This is a genomic window from Alicyclobacillus acidoterrestris (assembly GCF_022674245.1).
Lineage (GTDB): Bacteria > Bacillota > Bacilli > Alicyclobacillales > Alicyclobacillaceae > Alicyclobacillus > Alicyclobacillus acidoterrestris.
On record NZ_CP080467.1, the window covers coordinates 1,066,219 to 1,086,194 of the forward strand.

15 protein-coding genes and 1 tRNA gene are annotated in these 19,976 nt (G+C 51.7%); 13 read left to right on the plus strand and 3 right to left on the minus strand.

Going from position 1 to position 19,976, the window contains the following annotated elements:
* Positions 1–32: 32 nt before the first annotated feature.
* Positions 33–656 (minus strand): TetR/AcrR family transcriptional regulator, encoded by a 624-nt coding sequence (locus K1I37_RS05000; protein WP_021298114.1) that lies wholly within the window; start codon positions 654–656, stop codon positions 33–35.
* 115 nt (positions 657–771) lie between these two features.
* On the opposite strand from K1I37_RS05000, the gene K1I37_RS05005 reads away from it, so the two are divergent.
* The 3 genes from K1I37_RS05005 to K1I37_RS05015 all read left to right on the plus strand — a co-directional run bounded on the left by K1I37_RS05005 (position 772) and on the right by K1I37_RS05015 (position 4,721).
* Entirely contained in the window at positions 772–1,353 is a 582-nt protein-coding gene (locus K1I37_RS05005) for a cysteine hydrolase family protein (protein ID WP_021298115.1), read from the plus strand.
* Between the two features lie 3 nt (positions 1,354–1,356).
* A complete protein-coding gene (locus K1I37_RS05010) occupies positions 1,357–2,754 on the plus strand; it encodes an MFS transporter (RefSeq protein WP_031219173.1) in 1,398 nt (465 codons plus the stop codon).
* Between the two features lie 491 nt (positions 2,755–3,245).
* Complete coding sequence (locus tag K1I37_RS05015; protein ID WP_021298117.1) at positions 3,246–4,721, plus strand: potassium/proton antiporter; 1,476 nt, start codon at positions 3,246–3,248, stop codon at positions 4,719–4,721.
* A 551-nt stretch (positions 4,722–5,272) separates the two neighbouring features.
* Here the strand turns inward: K1I37_RS05015 and K1I37_RS05020 are convergent.
* Positions 5,273–5,348: transfer RNA gene (locus tag K1I37_RS05020), tRNA-Pro, on the minus strand.
* Between the two features lie 211 nt (positions 5,349–5,559).
* Between K1I37_RS05020 and pcrA the strand changes: the two genes are divergently transcribed.
* Positions 5,560–7,830: a DNA helicase PcrA gene (pcrA, locus tag K1I37_RS05025; RefSeq protein WP_031219076.1), complete on the plus strand. Its 2,271-nt coding sequence runs from the start codon at positions 5,560–5,562 to the stop codon at positions 7,828–7,830.
* A gap of 54 nt (positions 7,831–7,884) precedes the next feature.
* On the plus strand, positions 7,885–9,918 hold the full coding sequence (gene ligA / locus K1I37_RS05030; RefSeq protein WP_031219077.1) for an NAD-dependent DNA ligase LigA: 2,034 nt from the start codon (positions 7,885–7,887) through the stop codon (positions 9,916–9,918).
* Between the two features lie 173 nt (positions 9,919–10,091).
* Here ligA and K1I37_RS05035 read toward each other — a convergent pair whose 3' ends face one another.
* On the minus strand, positions 10,092–10,238 hold the full coding sequence (locus K1I37_RS05035) for a hypothetical protein (protein ID WP_021297806.1): 147 nt from the start codon (positions 10,236–10,238) through the stop codon (positions 10,092–10,094).
* Positions 10,239–10,478: 240 nt separating this feature from the next.
* Here K1I37_RS05035 and K1I37_RS05040 point away from each other — a divergent pair, with 240 nt between their 5' ends.
* The 8 genes from K1I37_RS05040 to rbsD all read left to right on the plus strand — a co-directional run bounded on the left by K1I37_RS05040 (position 10,479) and on the right by rbsD (position 19,966).
* Positions 10,479–11,438, plus strand: a complete 960-nt coding sequence (locus K1I37_RS05040; protein ID WP_021297807.1) for an MraY family glycosyltransferase — start codon at positions 10,479–10,481, stop codon at positions 11,436–11,438.
* Between the two features lie 143 nt (positions 11,439–11,581).
* The gene (gene gatC / locus K1I37_RS05045) at positions 11,582–11,884 is read left to right on the plus strand and encodes an Asp-tRNA(Asn)/Glu-tRNA(Gln) amidotransferase subunit GatC (RefSeq protein WP_021297808.1); all 303 of its coding nucleotides are present in this window, start codon (positions 11,582–11,584) and stop codon (positions 11,882–11,884) included.
* Positions 11,881–13,323 (plus strand): Asp-tRNA(Asn)/Glu-tRNA(Gln) amidotransferase subunit GatA, encoded by a 1,443-nt coding sequence (gene gatA / locus K1I37_RS05050; RefSeq protein ID WP_021297809.1) that lies wholly within the window; start codon positions 11,881–11,883, stop codon positions 13,321–13,323. Before gatC ends, gatA begins: the two co-directional genes overlap by 4 nt.
* Positions 13,320–14,753, plus strand: a complete 1,434-nt coding sequence (gene gatB / locus K1I37_RS05055; protein WP_021297810.1) for an Asp-tRNA(Asn)/Glu-tRNA(Gln) amidotransferase subunit GatB — start codon at positions 13,320–13,322, stop codon at positions 14,751–14,753. Before gatA ends, gatB begins: the two co-directional genes overlap by 4 nt.
* A 145-nt stretch (positions 14,754–14,898) precedes the next feature.
* Positions 14,899–16,266, plus strand: a complete 1,368-nt coding sequence (gene rlmD, locus K1I37_RS05060; RefSeq protein WP_021297811.1) for a 23S rRNA (uracil(1939)-C(5))-methyltransferase RlmD — start codon at positions 14,899–14,901, stop codon at positions 16,264–16,266.
* A gap of 1,338 nt (positions 16,267–17,604) precedes the next feature.
* Positions 17,605–18,636 (plus strand): LacI family DNA-binding transcriptional regulator, encoded by a 1,032-nt coding sequence (locus K1I37_RS05065; protein ID WP_021297813.1) that lies wholly within the window; start codon positions 17,605–17,607, stop codon positions 18,634–18,636.
* Entirely contained in the window at positions 18,636–19,568 is a 933-nt protein-coding gene (rbsK, locus tag K1I37_RS05070) for a ribokinase (protein ID WP_021297814.1), read from the plus strand. Before K1I37_RS05065 ends, rbsK begins: the two co-directional genes overlap by 1 nt.
* Positions 19,565–19,966, plus strand: coding sequence for a D-ribose pyranase (gene rbsD / locus K1I37_RS05075; RefSeq protein ID WP_021297815.1), 402 nt, complete (start codon positions 19,565–19,567; stop codon positions 19,964–19,966). The genes rbsK and rbsD overlap by 4 nt, the downstream gene beginning before the upstream one ends.
* Positions 19,967–19,976: the final 10 nt, after the last annotated feature.

The following is a 19,976-nucleotide window of genomic DNA, read 5'->3' on the forward strand; positions in this document are numbered from 1 at the left end:
AATGGGATACGCCCACCGAATTGACGAACGATTTATGGCTTATCTTTCTGTGTCTGTGGGAAAAATGTCAGGCAGAGTTGTTCCAGAAACGACTCGGGTGAATAACCGCGTACATCTCTCTGAAACACATAGAAATCCTTTTTGAGTGCCATCAACAAGATATCCGTCCGAAATACGTTGTCTGGCTCTGTCAGCTCGTTTACCGTCATTTCGCGGAACAATTTGGAGATAATTTCATGGAGCTCATCATATACAGGGCTTGGCGTCCTAGATTGTGATTTGTTCGCCGGTGAGACTTCCTCTACACCTGCCAGCAACTGCAGTTTTTTCTCACGAAAGGCGATAAAGATGGTCAGAATACCTTTTAAGCGCTGGCTCGGTGGTTCATCTTGATGCTCCTCGAGATAAGCCTCAATATCCTCGAACAGGAGAACGATGTTGTCTTTGATTAAATCCATGCACAATTCGCTTTTGTTGCCGTAGCGGCGATACAGCGTTCCGGGGCCGATGCCTGCTTCGATGGCGATTTGATTCATACTGACTTGCTCTACCCCATGCTGTTCAAACAGCTTTAGTGCAGCATCTAGTATGCGTTGGCGATTTTCTGCTGCATCCCGTCGTTCTGTGCGTGTATGCCGTTGTCTCGCGTGATTCATAACAATCAATCCCTAAATAGAATTTGCTTCATTGACAAGTGGAGACCTCTCCAATTATCATCATGTGGAGAATTCTCCGGTTATTATAACCGAAATTAAAGGAGTGTAAAAACATATGAACCATCCAGCACTGCTAGTTATGGACATGCAGAACGGCATTGTTTCTCGCTTTCAAGAGAATCAGACAATGATGAACGCAGTTCAAAAATCTGTAGAGGTTGCTCGGCAAAAGGGCATCCCTGTTATTTTTGTACGCGTCGCCTTTAGTGAAGGGTATCCGGAAGTCAGCCCAAAAAACAAGGCTTTCTCGCAGGTGCAGCAGATGGGTGGTATGACTGTCTCTGAATATGCGACGCAAATTCACGAATCTGTACAACCAAGGACTGGGGAACCCATTGTTACGAAGTACCGCGTAAGCGCATTTGCAGGAAGTAACTTGGAAGTCATTCTTCGCGCGAAACAAATCGATACGTTGATTCTCACCGGCATCGCGACGAGTGGAGTCGTTTTGTCAACGCTTCGTGAAGCGGCAGACAAGGATTTTGCGATCACCGTGCTCGAAGATGCCTGCGCTGATCCGGACTCTGAAGTTCACCGCGTGCTCATGGAAAAGGTGTTTCCTCGCCAGGCAACCGTGCAGACTGTCGACGAGTGGGTGAAGACCCTCGATTCAATTCATGCGCAAGAAACAAACTAAGGGGTGACCATCTTGCCAAGTGGTAACCCCTTTTCATGGAGATTTGTGGCTCCGTTGTACATGGGATCGACACTGAACCCAATCAATAGCTCCATGATTGCAACCGCGTTAGTGCCGATTGCCATGTTTTTGCATATTTCAGCAGCCCAAACCACCATTTTGGTCACGGTGCTTTATTTGGCGAGCTCCATCGCTCAACCGACGGCTGGGAAACTCGCGGAGGAGTTCGGGCCTCGCCGAGTATTTTTGGCGGGCATCCTGCTCGTGCTCATCGGGGGCTTGTTAGGTGGGTTCGGCAGGGACATGGCCATGTTGGTCATCTCCCGAGTGCTCATCGGCGTGGGTACGTCAACCGCCTATCCGTCTGCCATGCTGCTGATTCGTCGGCGTGCAGAGTCGGTTGGGATGTCTAAGCCACCAGGTAACGTATTAGGTGCACTTCAGATTGCTGGCGTCGTGACAGCCGCAGTAGGGCTCCCCATTGGGGGAGTCCTCGTCGATGCTTGGGGGTGGCGCACGACGTTTTTCGTCAACATTCCATTTGCGCTCATCGCGTTTGTGATGGCCGCATTATGGATTCCAAAGGATGCACCTGTCCAGGGGAAGATAACCCTTCGGGAGGTATCTTCACGGATTGACGTGCCAGGCATCATCGGGTTTGCGCTTACGATTACATCGCTGATGGTATTTTTGTTCTCTTTGCCTAAACCAGACTGGCTGGCGCTTGGTTTGGCCGTCCTGTTCGGCGTGGTATTAACTGTTTGGGAGTTGAAAGTAGCGCGTCCATTCATCGACGTGCGTTTGCTCGCGACGAACTTGGCGCTCACGCGCACTTATACGCGATTTGCCTTATTGACGCTGTGTATCTACACGGTGCTGTACGGCGTGACGGAGTGGATCGGTGCAGCGCGAGGCACATCGTCACTCGGCGCAGGGCTTCTCATTTTGCCAATGAGTGTCGTTTCAGCACTCGTCGTAGGACCAATTTCGAAGCGAAACCTGGTACTTGCTCCGTTGATTGCCTCTGCTGTGTCTTGTATTGTCGCGTCTGTTGGCGTGCTCTTTCTGACCACAAGCACACCAATCATTTGGATTTTGTTGATTACGTGTATCTTTGGGATCACGATGGGGACAATGGTCAGCGGAAACCAGATAGCATTGTACACACAGGTTGCTGCAGACCAAATTGGAACGGCTTCGGGTCTGTTCCGCACGTTCGGGTATATTGGCTCAATCGCTTCTTCGGCGTTAATTGGAATTGCCTTTCATAAGAAGGTATCGGATGCCGGTATGCATCATGTTGCCGTTGTGATGATAGCCGTCAGTGCCTTAGCGCTGTTGATGATATTGACTGACCGTCGACTCCGGGGAGTAACCAGACGAGAAAAAGCCACCTCTTAACCAGGGGGGTGTACGCCATGCGGTGTCGAGTGTATACATGTCTACACGCGGGAGGCTGCGCGTTACAAACACTGAGGATTTTTCTGGTATAACAGGTGAATACATGAATCCTCAAAAGTACCTCCATACCTGAAGGTCGGTGTGCGTAATACTATAACGAGAAGGCAAACTTGCCCCATGATACCTGTAAGCGAGGGTTGCAAGTTTGCTTCTCCTCCCAAAAAGTAATATACTCCTCCATTTTCATTAATCAAGTGTAAAACACCGTGGCTATTTGACGCTTTTTCCATTAAGTCAACTGAGGAACCACAATAGTCCTGGAATGCGTAGCATTTTGGACCTCTCATATCCTTGTGGACGCTCCACTTGGTTTCCAGTGTGGATCGACTAGGACGACCTTCTGCCGCTCGAAAATCGACCTGACCTGATTTATGTGATAAACTAAGTAGACAGAGTGTAGCAAAAGCTACATGTAAAAAAGGGGGAAGGCTATGGAGTCATTTCTCCTGTTATTATCTGTCATTCTGTTAGCCGGAGTTTGGTCTGCTCGTGTGGGGAACCGGATTGGATTTCCCGTCCTCATTGGGTTCGTAGCCATCGGCATCTTGCTTGGGCCGGGTGGGTTAGGAATCAGCCCCAAAGTACCACTATCTACTGCGCAATCAGTTGGTTACATCGCGTTGATACTCATTTTGTTTGAGGGCGGTTTGCACACTTCTGCGGCGAGGATACGCAACGTATGGCTTCCTGCATTGTCGCTCGCGACAGTCGGCGTGCTCATCAGTGCTGCGGTAATGGCTTGCCTAGCACACTATCTATTGAATCTGCCGTTTTTCCCCTCTGCTTTAGTTGGCGTTGCGGTGAGTTCCACGGATGCCGCTTCGGTGTTTTCCATTCTCGGCGGTCAGCCTTTGCGACGACGGTTAGTCGATGTGTTGGAAGTGGAATCAGGTACGAATGATCCGATGGCCTTCTTTTTGACTATCGTCCTGATTCAGTGGTCGACACATGGGATGGGCTCGTTCTGGCATGCGTCTTTCTATGTTATCGGAACTTTTGCGCTACAGATGCTGGTTGGACTTGTCGTGGGGTTAATCACGGGGTATCTCGGGTCTCTCGCGAATCAGCGCATCAAGCTGGACACCGGTGGATTGTACCCGACATTGACGCTGGCATTTGCCCTTCTGTCCTACGCGGCCGCTGTTTTGTTCCACGGAAGTGGATTTCTCTCGGTATACGTCGCTTCTGTGGTTATGGGAAATCGTCGGCTTGAACACCGCTATAGTATTATGCGATTCCACGAAGGCCTTTCGTGGACAATGCACATACTCATGTTCGTGGTCCTCGGATTGCAGATGTCGCCATCACGGTTGTTTTCCATCATGTTGCCAGGTCTTGGTTTAGCAGTCGGGGCGTTGTTTGTGGCTCGCCCTGTGGCGGTCTGGCTATCTACACTTCGCATGGGTTTCAAGTGGCGAGAAAAACTGTTCATGTCCTGGGCGGGGTTTCGAGGGGCAGTACCGATTGTACTCGTTCTCACCGCGATACTTTCACCAGGTTATACACCTAGCACGATGTTGGACGCGGTATTCTTTGTCGTGATTGCATCGACTTTGGTGCAAGGGTGGACAGTCAAACCGCTGGCGAACAGACTTGACCTGTTTGAGCGATCTCCGTCTGAAGGTCTTTTAGAATTAGTCGCTATCGCGCGGGAGAATGCGATTGTGACACCGATTGAAATTCCAGGCAACTCGAGTTTTATTGACCGGAAGATGGTCGAGATTGAGTTTCCAGAAAATACGTTGTGCTATGCTATCATCCGCGATAATCACGTCATTGTGCCGAGAGGCGCGACGAGACTCCAAGCGTATGATCACCTATTGGTTCTGTCGGATCGTCGGCATATCAGTGACCTTCGACGCCTGTTCAACAGGGAATTGATTGGTGACCCAGAGTTTTTGCCATAGCACATGGGCGCGGCTATCTCAGTCGCGCTTTTTTGTTGAGGCGGGTATGGGTTTCTGTTCCAGCCGCGCGGCGGCGTTGAAAGATACATATGAGCGTTTTGCAGAATTCGATTTTTCACCGTTTCTCGCACATATATAGTGTACGAACTATCAATGGAACACTATATATAGTGTCAAATGCGTTGTGAACGTTAATTCTGCAAAACGCTCATATAATAAGGTGAATAAGGTCATTTTTCTACTCTATTTATGGAAAATTGCGAGGTTTGACGGATTTAAGACATATAAAATGCTCTATTTACTTAGAAGCTGCCCGATAAAGGATGAAATCCGACGATTAGAGTATTTTTTATGTCTTATCGGTGCTGAGAGACTCAGGAATGTCTTAATAAGACATTCGATGCGGGATGATGCGGGATGATGCGGGATGATGCGGGATGATGCGGGATTTAGCACGACAATGATTCTGAAATACTGCATATGAAAAAGCCACCTTCCATACGCCAAAGGAAGGTGGCTCACTCAATTTGACATTCGCTTCATCAAAACAATGGTCGGAATGACAGGACTCGAACCTGCGGCCTCACGGTCCCGAACCGTGCGCTCTACCACCTGAGCTACATTCCGAAGTGCGTTCTGTGAAACGGACAAGTGATACTATAGCAGGTGCGCGATAGGTGCGTCAAGTATGTTTTTGTCCTTTTTTCTTTGTCAGATATTCGCTGCAGTTCTGTCACGTTATCCATGCGAATGTGGACGCGAACAAATGATCGCCTCATAGCTGGTCGGCTGGTATAATAGACATAGACAAGTTTTGAAAGGTGTGGCGCGCGTGGCAATGATGGAACAACCGAGCGCACAGTCTATATTAGAAGGACTCAACCCCGAGCAACAGCGGGCGGTTCAGACGACCGATGGCCCGTTGCTGATCATGGCGGGCGCGGGGAGTGGCAAGACCAGTGTGCTGACCAGGCGAATTGCGTACCTCATTGCGGAGCGCCGAGTGCCTCCGTGGGGCATTCTGGCCATCACATTTACGAATAAAGCGGCGCGTGAAATGCGCGATAGGATTCAGAGCCTCGTTGGAAATATCGGAGCAGATATATGGACGTCGACTTTTCATGCGCTGTGCGCGCGTATTTTGCGGCGGGACATTCAGCACATTGGCTACGCGAGTTCGTTCACTGTGCTCGATGGGGCTGATCAACTTTCCGTCGTCAAGCGCGTCATGGCGGACATGAATATCGATGTGAAAAAGTATGACCCGAAGGGCATTCTGCACCAGATTAGCCAGCATAAAAATGAGCTGCGTGATGGGGCGAGGGTGCGGGATATGGCGGGATCGCTGTATGAACGCCTGGTAGGCGACGTCTACCTGGAGTACGAGCGGCGCCTGCGTCAAAATCAATCGCTTGATTTTGACGATTTGATTATGAAGACGGTGGAGTTGTTTCGGCAGTCTCCGGACACGTTGAATTATTATCAGAATCGGTTTACGCATGTGCATGTGGACGAATACCAGGATACGAACCACGCGCAGTACATGCTGGTGAAATTGCTGGCGGACAAGCGTAAAAATCTTTGCGTCGTCGGCGATTCCGACCAGTCCATCTATGGTTGGCGGGGAGCGGATATCCGCAATATTCTCGACTTTGAGCGGGATTATCCGGATGCACAGGTCATTCGTCTGGAGCAGAATTATCGCTCCACGGGCAGAATTCTGCGCATTGCCAACCAAGTCATTCAAAATAACCGCAAGCGGCTGGAAAAGAATTTGTGGACAAGCGCGGGCGAAGGTGAAAAGGCGACGCTTCACCATGCGTCGGACGAGCGGGCTGAAGCAGTGTTTGTCGCAGGACAAATCGAGTCGCTTGTGAAGCAAGGGTACAAATACCCGGATTTTGGCGTCTTGTACCGCACCAATGCACAGTCTCGCGTGATCGAGGAAATTTTCCTGCAAAAGGGCATTCCGTATCGCATTTACGGTGGGCTGAAGTTCTATGACCGCAAGGAAATTCGCGATGTGCTCGCCTATCTGCGCCTGGTGCTCAATCCAGATGACGACGTGTCGTTTGCTCGGGTCGTCAACGTGCCAAAGCGCGGGTTAGGGCAAACCACGGTAGATAGGTTGGAAGCCTACGCTCGTGATCACAATTGTTCCTTGTTTGACGCTGCCCAGAAGGCGGTTGATGCCGGCGTTAGCAAACGCGCTGCGAGTGCTTTGGCAGGGTTTGTGCAACTCATTCTGACGTTTCAGCAACAGCGGGCGTTTTTACCGCTGACGGATTTAACTGAGGAGTTGCTGTCGAGGTCTGGCTATCGCGAGGCCCTGCAGTTAGAAAAGACGCTGGAAGCGCAGAGTCGACTGGAGAACTTGGATGAATTCCTGTCGTTGACGCGGGAGTTTGACGAGAATGGCGCACAGGATACGGAAGTGAGCGCCCTCGAGCAGTTTCTGACGGACGTGGCGCTGGTGGCAGACAGTGACTTGAACAAAGGCAAGCCGGAATCGCAGGAAGAGAGTGAGGGTGTCACGATGATGACGCTCCACTCAGCCAAAGGCCTTGAATTTCCGGTGGTCTTTCTGGTCGGCATGGAGGAAGGTATTTTCCCGCACAAGCGGGCTTTGGATGAAGAGGATGAGATGGAGGAAGAGCGCCGTCTCTGTTATGTTGGCATCACACGAGCGATGCAGCGGCTCTTCTTGACCACGTGCAGCAGCCGCATGATTTTTGGCGAGCGGCGGCCATTTACGACGTCGCGGTTTTTGGCGGAGATGCCGGCGCAAGACGTGGAGAAAGACGGCGTGTTCTTTCAAGCGAAATCGGACTACAGCAGCGCTTTCCGGCAGAATTCGTCGACTGCGCCTGCGGCGAATGCGAGTTTCCACGGGAGCCGCATGACGATGCCGCAGTCGTTTGGAGCCGATTTGTCGGTCTCCTACGAGCCAGGCGACAAGGTGGAGCATCGCAAATGGGGCATTGGGGAAATTATCTCCAGGTCAGGTAGCGGTGAAAGCCTGGAACTCGTCGTTCGCTTTCTCGATCCCGTTGGGGAGCGCAAACTATTCGCCAAATTTGCCCCTATCACCAAGGTCGCGGGGGATTGACGACGGGGTTTCCGCGTTACCGCGTGTTCAGATTTGGAGGCTGACGTTGTGGGTATGACCCTAGATGAGGCGCGCATACGCGTCGATGCGTTGCGCAAAGAGATTGAGTATCACAACCAACTCTATTACCGCGAGGATGACCCGAGCATCACGGATGCCGAGTGGGACGCGTTGATGCGGGAATTGATGGCGCTGGAGGCGGAATTCCCGGAACTACAGTCGCCGAGTTCGCCGACCCAGCGGGTGGGGGCCAGTGTATCTGAGGGATTTGTGAAAGTGGAACACGAAATCCCCATGCTATCGCTGTCCAACGCCTATTCGACGGAGGAGTTGCTCGAGTTTGATCGTCGGGTGCGGCAAACGGTAGGGGACGACGTGCAGTATGTGTGTGAGCTGAAAATTGATGGCTTGGCGGTCTCCCTTCGCTACGAGCAAGGCCGACTGGTCCGAGGCGCGACCCGCGGCGACGGTGAAGTTGGTGAGGACATCACCTCCAACATTCGCACCATCCGCAATGTCCCGCTGGAGTTGACCGAACCGGTGACGTTGGAGGTTCGCGGCGAGGCGTATATGCCGAAGCAGTCGTTTTTGCGGCTCAATGAGCAGCGCGAGCAGCAGGGCGAGCCGCTGTTTGCAAATCCGCGCAATGCGGCAGCAGGTTCACTGCGGCAGTTAGATCCCCGCGTGGCGGCCAGTCGACGGTTGGGCGTCATCGTTTACCAATTGGCGCAGGCTTCTGAGTACCCAGTTGAACGCCACAGCGAGGCGCTCGACTATGTGCGTCGGCTTGGGTTGCCTGCCAATGGCGAGCGGAAGCTATGCCAAGATATTCAGGAAGTCATCGCCTACATCGACGAGTGGGCGGAGAAACGCCGAGATTTACCGTATGCCACGGACGGTATGGTCATTAAGGTCGACGACATTCGCCTGCAGCAGGAACTCGGCTTTACTGCTAGGAGTCCGCGCTGGGCGATTGCCTACAAATACGCGGCGGAACAGGCGACGACGACGCTTCGTCGCATTGATTTGAACGTCGGCCGGACGGGTGCGGTGACGCCGACGGCGGTGTTTGATCCCGTCCAGTTAGCAGGCACGACGGTTTCTCGTGCGTCGCTGCACAACGAGGACCTGATTCGCGAGAAGGACATCCGCGTCGGTGATAAGATTGTCGTTCAAAAAGCTGGCGACATTATTCCGGAGGTCGTTAAATCCCTGCCAGAGGAGCGCCAGGGGGATATTCCGCCGTTTTCCATGCCGCGTCATTGTCCGCAGTGCGGCGAACCGCTGTTGCGCTTGCCGGATGAAGCCGCTTGGCGCTGTGTCAATCCGAATTGTCCCGCGCTGATCCGCGAGGGGCTGATTCACTTTGTCTCGCGCGACGCGATGAACATTGAGGGACTTGGCGAGCAGTGGATCACGATTTTACTGGACAAGAACATGGTGAAGACAGTCGCCGATTTGTATCGCCTGACGAAAGCCGAGCTTCTGACGTTGGAGCGCATGGGTGACAAGTTGGCAGAAAAACTCCTGCAGTCCATCGCGGCGAGCAAGGGGAACTCACTTGAACGCTTGCTGTTCGGCTTAGGCATTCGACTCGTCGGCGAGAAGGCAGCGAAGATTTTGGCGCAGTCGTTCATGACGATGGACGCACTGGCTGAAGCAAGTGTGAATCAACTGGTGGCGATTCCCGATATCGGCCCGAAGATGGCGGAGAGCATCCAGTTGTACTTCCAGACGCCGGCGGCGAAAGCCTTGCTTGCTGAACTCAAGGAACTTGGGCTCAACATGACGTACCTTGGCGCAGAGCGCGTCCAAGTGGAGAGCGTCTTTACAGGCAAAACGGTTGTCCTGACTGGAACACTCGCGACGGTGGACAGAAAAGAAGCTTCGCGCTGGATTGAACAGTTGGGCGGTAGCGTGACGTCCAGTGTGAGTGCCAAGACCGACTTTGTCGTAGCAGGCGACAAAGCGGGCAGTAAGTTGGAGAAAGCCGAGGCGCTCATCTCGTCCGGAAAGAACCCGAATTTGCAGATTCTCGACGAGGAAGCATTTTTGCACGTGATCGATCAGGCTGGTTTGCGCGCTTGAGGATCACATCGTTGGATTTCTGCACACCTTTGCACAGCATAGAGGCGCACTAAGTTGGCAGCACAATAAGTCACCCCGAGGATGTCGAGAAACGACGGGGTGACTTATTTTTTCACAGCGTATCTGGCTACCGCGTTCCTTGCGTCTTTCTTTACGCCGGTTCACACAAGGGACTACTCGCGCGTGCGCAAAAATTCCGGCACGCTTATCTTTTCTTCTGTGCGTGTATGAAAAAAAGTGACGCGAGTGGAGTATCTGCCGACTAAGAACGCGATGGGCAATGCGATGATCAATCCGATGATGATGTCGTGCGTAGGCATTTCTGCAACACTCCTTCGATGCGCCGCGATGGGCCTCGTAACCTTGATGGGCGCTGTTTTTCAGAACCCATCCTCGTTTCTACTGATATCTATGTACAGGCGTCGACAAGCATGCCAAAAAGTTTGTGACGTGCCGGAGACAAATGTACGAAATCTCGATGTTGTTTCAATGTAGCGTGCTATAATGGTCGTTGTACGGTACATTTGTCCGTGGTTGAATGGGAGGTCTTTCGGCCCGTCATGATTCCAATTTGGTATTACTTACTATGCTTTATCGTGGCGTTTGGCATTTGTTACGCTGCTGTTCCAGTGATTCGAAAAGTAGCGCTCAAGACTGGTTTTGTGGATAAACCAAACCAGCGCAAAATCCATAAGGAGCCGATTCCACTGCTTGGCGGCATCGCGATTTACGTTTCCTTCGCGCTGACGGCCGGGGTGCTTGGCCATGCAGGAATGACGTTCTGGGGTATTGCGGTGGGCGGCTTTTTGATTTTCGGCATCGGTGTGATCGACGACTTTTACAAGACGCGAGGCCGTGATTTCAAAGCTTGGCCGAAATTTTTAATGCAGATTGTCGCAGCGGTGGTGTTAATCGCCTTTCAAATCCGCATGACGGGTGTGAACTTGCCGTTTCACCACACGTATTACAGCTTTCCACTGTGGCTTTCCTGGGTGGCGACGGTGATTTGGGTCGTCGCGATTACGAATATGATGAATTTCCTCGATGGGGTCGATGGACTCGCTTCCGGTCTCGCGGCGATATCCGCCCTGACGCTTGTCTTCATCGCCATTCTCAAAGGGCAAGGCGTGAGCGCGATTTTAGCCGTTTCCCTGATGGGGAGCTCCGTTGGCTTTCTCAAACACAATTTTCACCCAGCCCGCATTTTCATGGGGGATGCAGGCGCCACATTCCTTGGTTACGTACTGGCAGCTATCGCGGTGGATGGCGCCTTCAAGAGTGCGACACTGGTGTCGCTTCTGGTGCCGGTTCTGGCGCTCGGGGTTCCTATCTTGGACACAGTCTGGGTTTTTTACCGGAGATTCCGTGAAAATCGGCCAATTTACGTCGCGGATAAAGGACACACGTTCCACTTGCTGATGAAGTCTGGGTTGACGCAAGTGCAGACGGTGGCGTTTATGTACCTATTGGGCATCTGTTTTAGTTTGGCATCCATTGTAGTGCTCTTGGTATCGCACTAGTGGGGGGCGGCGCTTGAGCAACTGCTCGTTCGAGCTGCTTCATGGATGCCCTAGATGCCTTCCATTATGCGGAAAAGCTCTATGGTGTGCTATAATCCCGAAAAGAAAGATACCTTCGACGTTTCCTTAGGAGGGACAAGCTGTTGAAGATTACCGAAGAGACGGTCAGCCACGTTGCGCGCTTGGCTCGTTTGGCCATGCCTGAGGCTGAACGATCCCTACTCGCACCTCAATTAAACGACATTTTGGAGTATGCGGCATCGCTCCAGCAGGTAGATTTGGAAGGCGTACCGCCGACAAGTCATCCGTTCGAGCAGACGAATGTGTTGCGCGAAGATGAGGTACGCCCGAGCTTGTCTCGTGACGCGGCGCTCGCCAATGCGCCGGAAACTGAAGACGGTCAAGTTCGTGTGCCGGCCGTACTTGAAGGAGGCGGAGGCGCATGAAATTAAATAGCGTCAAAGAGATTTTGGCATCTGTACATAAAGGTGAAACAACCGCAGCCGATTGGGCCAAGGCCTCACTCGATGCGGTTCGCAAAGTCGATGGGGAACTCGAAGCGTTCCTGACGGTGGATGAGGACGCTGCGCTGTCGCGCGCCAAGGCAACGACAACGGGTCAAGGGGTGCTAGCTGGCGTGCCGTACGCGCTCAAGGACAACATCTGCACACAAGGGATGTTGACCACGGCTGCGTCGCGGATCTTGGAAAATTACATTCCCCCTTATAACGCGACGGTCGCGAATCTGCTCAATGACGCGGGCGGTGTGCTGATTGGCAAGACCAACCTCGACGAGTTCGCGATGGGGTCTACCACCGAGACATCCGCATTCAAGAAGACCAAGAATCCATATGCCAAGGGGCGGGTTCCGGGCGGATCGAGTGGCGGATCCGCGGCGGCAGTCGCAGCGGGCATCGTGCCATTTGCACTCGGTTCCGATACAGGAGGATCCATCCGTCAGCCGGCGGCGTTTTGCGGCGTTTTTGGCCTGAAGCCGACGTATGGTCGCGTCTCTCGGTATGGGCTGATTGCCTTTGCGTCATCGCTCGACCAGATTGGTCCATTTACGAACACCGCTGAGGATGCAGCGATTGTGATGAATGCCATCAGCGGCTATGACAAGTACGACTCCACTTCTGCGAAGGTGGAGCGAGAAGATTTCACGCAGGACTTAGAGCTCGGTGTGAAAGGACTGCGCATTGGCATCGTCCGCAACTTGCCGGAAGAGGGACTGAATCCAGCTGTGAAGCAGGCGGTGGATGCGGCGATTCGCAAGCTCGAAGGCGAAGGGGCGACCGTGGTCGAGGTAGACCTTCCGCACTCCGAGTACGCGGTGGCGACGTATTACCTGATTGCGCCAGCTGAAGCGTCCTCGAACCTGTCGCGCTACGATGGCGTTCGTTTTGGGCGGCGCGCCGAGGCCAAGAGCATGATTGACATGTTTGAGCAAAGTCGCAGCCAGGGGTTTGGCATGGAGGTCAAACGCCGTATTATCATCGGCACCTATGCGCTTTCGTCCGGTTATTACGACGCGTATTACAAGCGGGCACAGCAAATGCGTACGCTCATCCGTCGGGACTACGAGCAGGCGTTTGAACAATGCGATGTCATTCTCATGCCGACGACGCCGACGACGGCTTTCCCATTTGGCGAAAAGTCGGATGATCCGCTTGCGATGTACTTGAATGACATTTACACCATCCCGGCAAACCTCGCGGGAATTCCGGGCGCGAGCGTTCCGTGCGGCTTTGTCGACGGGTTGCCGGTTGGTTTACAGGTGCTGGCGAAGCCGTTTGCTGAGCGCACCATTTTGCGCGTCGCGCACGCGTATGAGCAAGTTCGCGACTTCTCGTGGCCACAGCCGGAATTGGGGGTTGCAGAATGAACTACGAGACGATTATCGGTCTTGAAGTGCACGTCGAATTGAAGACGGAGACCAAGATTTTTTGCGGCTGTAAAAACGACAGCAATTCGGAGCCCAATACCAACGTGTGCCCGGTTTGCATGGGTCACCCAGGCGCTTTGCCGGTGCTCAATCGCCAGGCCGTGGAACTGGCGTTGCGGGCGGCGACAGCCCTCAACTGCACCATCAACCAGCAGTCGAAATTCGACCGCAAAAACTACTTTTACCCGGACTCGCCAAAGGGCTATCAGATTTCGCAGTTTGATAAGCCGATTGGGGAGCATGGATATATCGAGATCGAAGTCGGCGGCGAAAAGAAGCGCATCGGCATTACGCGCTTGCACCTCGAGGAGGATGCAGGGAAATCGACGCATGCCCCGGACGGGTCGCACACGCTGGTCGACTTCAACCGCACCGGTGTGCCGCTGATTGAAATTGTGTCGGAGCCGGACATTCGCACGCCGGAGGAGGCGCGTCTGTACTTGGAAGCGCTCAAGAGCATCATGCAGTATTGTGATGTTTCCGACTGTAAGATGGAAGAGGGGTCCCTTCGCTGTGACGCGAACGTCTCCTTGCGACCGGTCGGTGAGACCAAGTTTGGCAACAAGGCCGAGTTGAAGAACATGAACTCGTTCCGCAATGTTCAACGCGGCCTTGAGTACGAAGTGGAGCGCCAGACGGCGGTGTACGAAGAGGGCGGTGAAGTGGCGCAGGAGACGCGCCGTTTCGACGAGGCGACGCAGACCACCATTTCCATGCGCTCGAAGGAAGAGGCGCACGACTATCGCTACTTCCCAGAGCCTGACTTGGTCGATCTCGCCATCGACGACGCCTGGCTCAACCGCGTCCGCTCGGAATTGCCGGAGTTGCCCCTGGCCAAGCGCACCCGCTATGAGCAGGAACTCGGCTTGCCGGCGTATGACGCGGGTGTGTTGACGGCGGATCCACTCGTCGCGCAGTACTATGAGCGGGTCATCGCCGAAAACGTCGACGCGAAGGCAGCGAGCAACTGGGTCATGAGTGATATCCTCGGCGGCCTGAACAACGAAGGCAAGTCGCCGGCGGAGTGCCCGATTTCGCCGGAGAACTTGGCGGGTTTGATTCAAGAGGTTTCGAGTGGAAAGATCTCTTCCAAACAGGCGCGCGACGTCTTTAAGACGATGTGGGAGACGGGCAAGTCTGCAAGTGTCATCATCAATGAGCAGGGCATGGAGCAAATCAGCGACGCGTCCGTGCTTGGCCCGATTCTCGACGAAGTCATCGCGAAGAACGAAAAGTCGGTCGCCGATTACAAAGGCGGCAAGGACCGGGCGCTCGGCGCACTGGTCGGACAAGTGATGAAGGCGACGAAGGGCAAGGCAAATCCGGCGCTCGTCAATCAACTTCTGATTGAAAAGATTCAAGCGCTGTAAGGCGACATTGCGAATACAGGCGTATAAATTCAGTGGAGACCGACCACCGTGTAAATGGTGGTCGGTTTCTGCAATCATGTCCGCTATCACAGTAAATTACGCAGGACCCTACAATTAGCACGATTGAATTCGGAGGACTACATACATGGCAGATGTGAAAGACAGCCACCCGCTTGAACAAGGTGGCACATATGAAGTGACTGCACTTCGACTGAACGACGACGGCGAAGGCGTCACGACCATCAATGGTATGACGGTCTTCGTGCCGTTTTTACTACCAGGTGAACGGGGGAACGTGCGCGTGATCGAGCGTCAGCGCCGTTTTGCTCGCGCAACACTTTTGGATCGTTATGACACCTCGCCTGATCGGCGAGATGTGCCTTGCCCTGTCTTTGGCGCGTGCGGCGGATGCCAGGCGCAACATCTGCGTTACGATGCGCAATTGACCTGGAAGGAGAACCGCGTGAAGCGCGTCGCGCAGCAATTGGGGCTCGATGCGGACGCCATCGTGCGCGACATTGTGCCATCACCGGATGCGTTTCGCTACCGCAACCAAGTACAGATGCCGATGCGGTTTGACTCCGATAAAAAGCAGGTGCGCATGGGGTACTATGGGTTTGCATCGCACCAGATGATTGAGACCGACTCCTGTCATCTCCAGAGCGAAGCGATGCAGGACACGTTAAATCGAGCGCGCGTCTTTCTGACGGATAGGGGAGCGGATTTGGCGGGCCTCGTTCACCACGTCATTGTGCGCGAGTCGCAAACCACAGGTGAACAACTCGTCGTCTTCGTGGTGCGTCACTCGCGTGGTCACGTTCGTCGTGCGCTGGCGGAATTCGAAGCCCCGCATGTGACGTCCGTATGCCTGACCGCGCAGCCGAAGGCGGTCGGCCCTGTGTGGGGGCGCAAACTCGAGACGTTATACGGGCCGGGCACGTTGAAGGAGAACATTGCCGGTTTGTCATTTGCCGTGTCTCCACGGTCATTCCTGCAAATTCAGGCACCCGTCGCCGAGAAGATGTATCAAACCGTCGTTGACTATGCTGATCTTCGTTCGACCGACGTCGTGATTGACGCCTACTGCGGCATCGGTACGCTGACCCTGCTTTTAGCTGGGCGTGCGGGTCAAGCTATCGGGGTTGAGGAGGTTGAGGCATCGGTCGAGGACGCGCGGATCAACGGCGATGACCTCGGCATCGACAACGCCGAGTTTCACGTCGGCCGCGTGGAAGACTGGTTGCCCAAGTGGGTCGAGGACGGCAATCGCGCGGATGTAGTCGTGTTTGATCCACCGCGTAAGGGCATTGATGCCTCTGCCATCCAAGCAGTCCTCAAGGCGAGCCCGCGTCGCATTGTCTACGCCTCCTGCAACCCAGCGACATTGCAGCGCGACCTCAAGCTGCTCTTGGCAGGTGGATATCGCGTTGAGGTCATGCAGCCGCTAGACATGTTTCCACAGACGGCACATTTGGAGTGTGTCACGCTGTTGGTGCGGGATTGTTGTAGATAAATAAAATTCTCCTGCCAAAAACAATAAACATCTGCTCCAGAACAAATAAAAACCTGATCCAAGCCAGGGTGAAAGGCAGAGGAAAAAGGGCAATCCCTTATCCCTCAACCCTTTTCCCTTCTCTTTTTGCTCGACTTTTTTATCCCAAGAATAAAGTCTTGACGGGAAAAAACAGGGTCAAGGCGAGAAAAAAGGGAACTGCTTGCGAGACATTATTATCACAATTCGCAATTGAGGACGGTGGAATGCGGGATTGAGGCGGGGAAAATGTCAGAGGTTTATTTGATGGGAACAGATTGATGTAGACTAATAATAAAGTCCTTCGAGAAGAAAGTTTGAGCAAAATAGAATAAACATGACTAACCAGCAGGGAAGAGCGAAGAGAAAACGGGTGAAAACCCGACGATTCAAGGCTTTTCCCTGTGTTCTTTTCACGGCTTTGTTTTGATTCCAGTAAAAGTACGGAAAGGAATATTTAGAATTTCCATGTGGCATAAAATTCCCGTGTCCCTGATGTGGGCTCGATTCCTACAGAAACTTCGTCACTTAGCTCCAACTGAACATCGGAACCCTACCACGGAGTCTGCAAAGCTCTTAATTATCGATTTTATTTTTCAAAACTTCTACGAGCTCAATAATTTGATTGAGTTTCTTTTGTGTTGAGCGGTAATTCGCCACAAGCCTAACGAACGCTAGTATGATTAACAAAATAATGATGAGAGGTAAAACCCCAAAGATTGCAGTTCCCAATTCAAACATACGGACAGCACCCCTTATATCATCTAGTCCATTTTAATTCTGGCTATTCAGTAATACCGTAGGATTGGGCGTTTATTTGTTACGGCGTATAACAACGAAAGAGTGATACTGATTTTCTCGTACTGCTGTTTCGTAAAGACGGGTGGGGAATTGATCTAGGATGTAACTATAAGTGATCCTCGTCATAACTTTGCTCAACGCCTAAGAGCCTTTCGGTTAGAATTTAGAGAAGTTGCCCTTTTAGCTTGCCCTATTCCATTTGCGAAAGTATATGAATAGTGACGTGGATACTGGCTGAGCCGTTGATTTTGTGGACTGTAAAAAAACACCTTGATCATTGGGCGCAAAAAATTCTGGATACATGTTTAAATGATATTGACGGCATGCATAAATGGATATATTATTTAACAAAAATCTAAGCGTTTACATCTCTGAAAATAAAATTTGAGATAAAGCTTTATGTTTTATAGTTGCCTTTATATCCCTTTATATCATTGCTAATAAAGAAAAAATACATGATGTGATTTTGAACCGTTTATCAAGAAATCTAAACGTTTATATTATTAGGGGTGGTGAATTGTGGCAGCGACCATTAAGGATGTAGCTAAGCGAGCAGGTGTGTCAATCGCAACGGTATCCAGGGTAGTGAACCGTCTCGATGGAGTGAAACCGGATACGGAACGAAAAATTCTCCAAGCGATGGAGGAACTGCGTTATGTACCGAATGTCTTAGCGAGGAGCGTTGCTTCTCAGAAGACCAATCTAATTAGCATGATAATACCAGACATTAATAACCCATTTTTCCCCAAAGTGTATACCGGAGCTAGTCAAGTTACAAGAAGCCATGCTTATACCATCATGCTAGGTGACTCTGGAGGTGATGTTGAACTTGAAGAAGCATTGTTGCGGACGACCCTGGAACACCGAGCTTCGGGTATTATCTTAACCCCAGCACAGGAGGTATCTCCATGGTTAACGATGATTCCGCTGGAAGTACCTGTGTGCCTGGTGGACAGACAGCTTGCCGATTTCGAATGTGATAAGGTGCTCATTGATAATCAATCTGGAGCCTACGACGCTACGAAATTGTTACTCGATAATGGCCATATAAAAATCGGAATTATATCTGGGCCTTTAGATAGTACGCCAGGCAAACAGCGCTTTGATGGTTATGCGAAATGCTTACAGGAGTCGGGAATATCTTTGGATCCTAGTCTAATTAAAATTGGGGATTTCCGGGAAGAATCTGGTTACCTGCTAGGGATAGAGCTATTACAAATGGATCAGCCACCGACAGCCATACTCAGTTGTAACAATTTGATGACCATGGGCATGATTGAGGCAATTAATACGAGTGGTTTACGAATTGGTGAGGACATCGCAGTCGTCGGGTTTGACGACATCCCCATTGCAACAGTGATGAATCCCAAGTTAACCGTGGTTTCTCGCCCCATGCAAGAAATGGGCGAATGGGCCGCTAAATTGTTGCTGGAGAGAATTGAAAAACCGGAAAAAGCGTTTCGTGAAATTGTGATGAGACCACACATGATTATCAGGGGTTCCGAAATGATGGTGAGTAAACAAAATAGAAAGAAAAGGAGGAACCTATAGTGAATAGCGCTCATGGAGTCGTAGTAGTTGGAAGTATGACAGCGGATGTAACTGCGGTGTCAAAGAAACTTCCACGCAGCGGGGAAACCGTGTTGGGGACAGGATTTACGCTTGTGTCTGGTGGGAAAGGCTCTAATCAGGCTGTAATGGCCTCTAATATGGGGGTGCAAACATGGATGGTTGGTTGTGTAGGAGATGATCCGTTTCAACATGTGATTTTGGATAGTCTTCGTGTACATGGTGTGGATACCACATTTGTGGATTGTCTGAGTGGAGAGTCCACAGGGGTTGCGCATATTCGAGTCGATGAAAGCGGTAACAATGATATTGTTATTGTTCCAATGGCGAACAATCGAACGAATGCTGAGCAAGTGGATGCGTTTTTTGCACATAACCCCAAAGCAAACATTCTTCTACTACAGTTGGAAGTTCCTGCGGCAACAGCTTTATATGCGGCAAAGAAAGCCAAAGCTCTTGGTATTATAGTGATTTTTGATCCGGCCCCAGCGATTCCGTTTCTCGACGAGATGTATCGATATGTAGATATTGTTACTCCGAACGAAACAGAGGCTACGGCACTGACTGGGATCGAGGTGACTGATTTGCAGTCGGCGGAGGCAGCTGCGCATGTCCTGCAAGAAAAGGGAGTTCAAACCGTGATTATTACGATGGCGGATAAGGGTATTTTTGTCCTGGAAGGACAAAAACCCCGGCACTTTCCAACCTATTCTGTTCCTGCGGTTGATACAACGGCAGCTGGGGATGCCTTTACAGGCACGTTAGGTGCATGTCTAGCCACCGGAACATCACTAGAACAAGCGCTACAATACGCCATGGCGGCTGGAGCTCTAACTGTAACTAAGTTAGGAGCTCAGTCATCGTTGCCGACAAAGGAAGCAGTAGAACAGCTGATACATGGAGGAAAGCAATGAAAAGAACAGATGGTATTCTCAATTCACAATTGTCTCGTGTCATTGCTGAGACAGGGCATACAGATTTGCTCGTTGTGACAGACGCTGGCTTGCCTATTCCTTCGAACGTCGAACGGGTGGACTTATCCATTATTCCGAATATACCTAGACTTCTAGATGTTCTAAAAGCTGTACTCCGAGAAGTGGTAGTCGAAGGGATTTTCCTGTCAGAGGAAGTCAAAATCATCAGTCCTCACATGCATGAAGAAATTTTGTCTCTTTTCCCATCAGATATTCAAGTTACGTACATGCCACATGTTGAGTTCAAACGCAAGACGCAGGCTGTGAGAGCTGCCATACGGTCCGGGGAATTTACTCCTTACGCGAATGTGATCTTACAGGCGGGAGTTGCGTACTAAATCAGAACTG